General features: G+C 32.3%; 3 protein-coding genes. All 3 read left to right on the forward strand.

The window, feature by feature from the left end; all coding sequences use genetic code 11:
* Window positions 1-864, forward strand: an 864-nt coding sequence (locus ACH5TX_RS05025) for a DUF8464 domain-containing protein (protein WP_439338447.1), incomplete at its 5' end; no start/stop codon positions are given.
* Complete coding sequence (gene mbpA / locus ACH5TX_RS05030) at window positions 842-1,357, forward strand: mobilization protein MbpA (RefSeq protein ID WP_439338448.1); 516 nt, start codon at window positions 842-844, stop codon at window positions 1,355-1,357. The genes ACH5TX_RS05025 and mbpA, both read left to right, overlap by 23 nt.
* The coding region (locus ACH5TX_RS05035; protein WP_439338449.1) for a relaxase/mobilization nuclease domain-containing protein at window positions 1,354-1,727 on the forward strand (374 nt) is incomplete at its 3' end. The genes mbpA and ACH5TX_RS05035, both read left to right, overlap by 4 nt.

The following is a 1,727-nucleotide window of genomic DNA, read 5'->3' on the forward strand; positions in this document are numbered from 1 at the left end:
CTTATGAAAAGAAAAATAAATTGTGAAACAGCCCGTAATTTTCCAGTGGAAAAAGCACTGGAAAAATTAGGACACTTTCCCAAAAAGACAACGGAAAAAGAAGCTTGGTTTCTGAGTCCTTTCAGGTCAGAAACCCAAGCCTCTTTTAAAGTATCTAAAACAAAAAATCGATGGTATGATCATGGCGAAGGTATTGGCGGAAATGTGATCGATTTAGTCTGTCAGATTTTAAAGTGTTCCATAAAAGACACTCTAGAATTTTTAAATGATGGTATTGTAAATAACTCATCTAAAAAACAATGGACTTCTAATAAGAAGGCAGGCGTTATTAAGATTATTAAAGTTCTAGATATTACACATCCTGCTTTAATTCAATATTTAAATTCTAGAGGTATTCCATTAAATATTGCAAAAAGGTATTGTAAAGAAGTTTGGTACCAGTATAAGGCAACTGAATTTTTCGCCATAGGACTAAAGAACAATAAAGGTGGTTGGGAATTACGCAACAAAATTTTTAAAAACAGTAGTAGCCCGAAATCTTATACCTATATCCAAAATAATAGCAAACAATTAATCATTCTAGAAGGGATGTTTGATTTGTTATCACTTGCAATATTAGATGATAAGGTATTAAATACTTCAGATGTCCTTGTATTAAACTCTATTGCGTTTATAAAGCTTATTGAAATCTATTTAGATAATTATGAATGGGTACAGCTCTACTTGGATAATGACAAGGCAGGACAACTAGCTACAATGCGCTTGATAGAAAAACACACTCATATCATAGACCAAAGACATATTTATAAAAACTATAAAGATTTAAACGATTTGATAAGCCATGACAAAAACAAACAAATTTGATTTTAAATCCACAGAAGATCAGGAGCAGACTCTAAAGATTCCTACCGATGTACTTAATAGTTCGGATAGTATTGTATTGGATTTAGAACGGCATGTATCGGAAACGGAAATGGTCTTAGGTAGGAATTCAAGATGTGTGTCTGTGGACACATTCTTGTTTGCTCCCCATGGTCGCAAAGGGAAAAGAGTGTTTAAGGGGAAGGGTGATCTCGTTAAGTTTCGATGTTCTATTTATGAAAAGAAGCTTTTGATTATTAAAGCAAAAAGCAGCGGATTGAGTTTAAGTGAATACATACGCCGTTGCCTATTTGACAAAGAAATCACAGAACGTTTTACAGATGAACATATAGCGATTTATAAAATGCTTATTAAATATCATAACAATTTTAAGTCCATTGGAAACATGTACAAAAAACGAAATCCAAAACTAACCCAAGAAGTCTATGACTTAGCAAACGAAATAAAAACACATCTTAAAAAGTTTCAAAAATGATAGGTAAAGGAAAAAGCATATCACATACTAGAGCTTCTATGGCTTATGGATGGAATCAGGAAAAAGATGCAGAAATTGTTTTAAAAGAATTTCTGCATGGAGATTCTCCAAAAGAAATTACTCAAGAGTTTAAAATGCTCCAGGACCAAAATTACCATTGTAAAAAAAACACCTTATCATTTGTGATTAGTCCAACCATAGAAGATGGTAAAAGTCTAAATAAAAAGGAATTAGAAGCCATAACAAGACAATTTATAAAAGAGATGCAATTAAAGGAACGGCAAGCTATAGCATTTGTACATCAGGATAAAGAACATAAGCACATTCATTTATATGTCAATCGTATCGACTTTAAAGGCGTTGCTTATAA

It is taken from the genome of Thalassobellus citreus, from assembly GCF_044385915.1.
In the GTDB taxonomy this organism is placed as follows: Bacteria; Bacteroidota; Bacteroidia; order Flavobacteriales; family Flavobacteriaceae; genus Thalassobellus; species Thalassobellus citreus.

What these genes read in the sequence shown, in the direction of transcription:
- mbpA (WP_439338448.1), top strand. Translation starts at nt 842, where the DNA reads ATGACAAAAACAAACAAATTTGATTTTAAATCCACAGAAGATCAGGAG.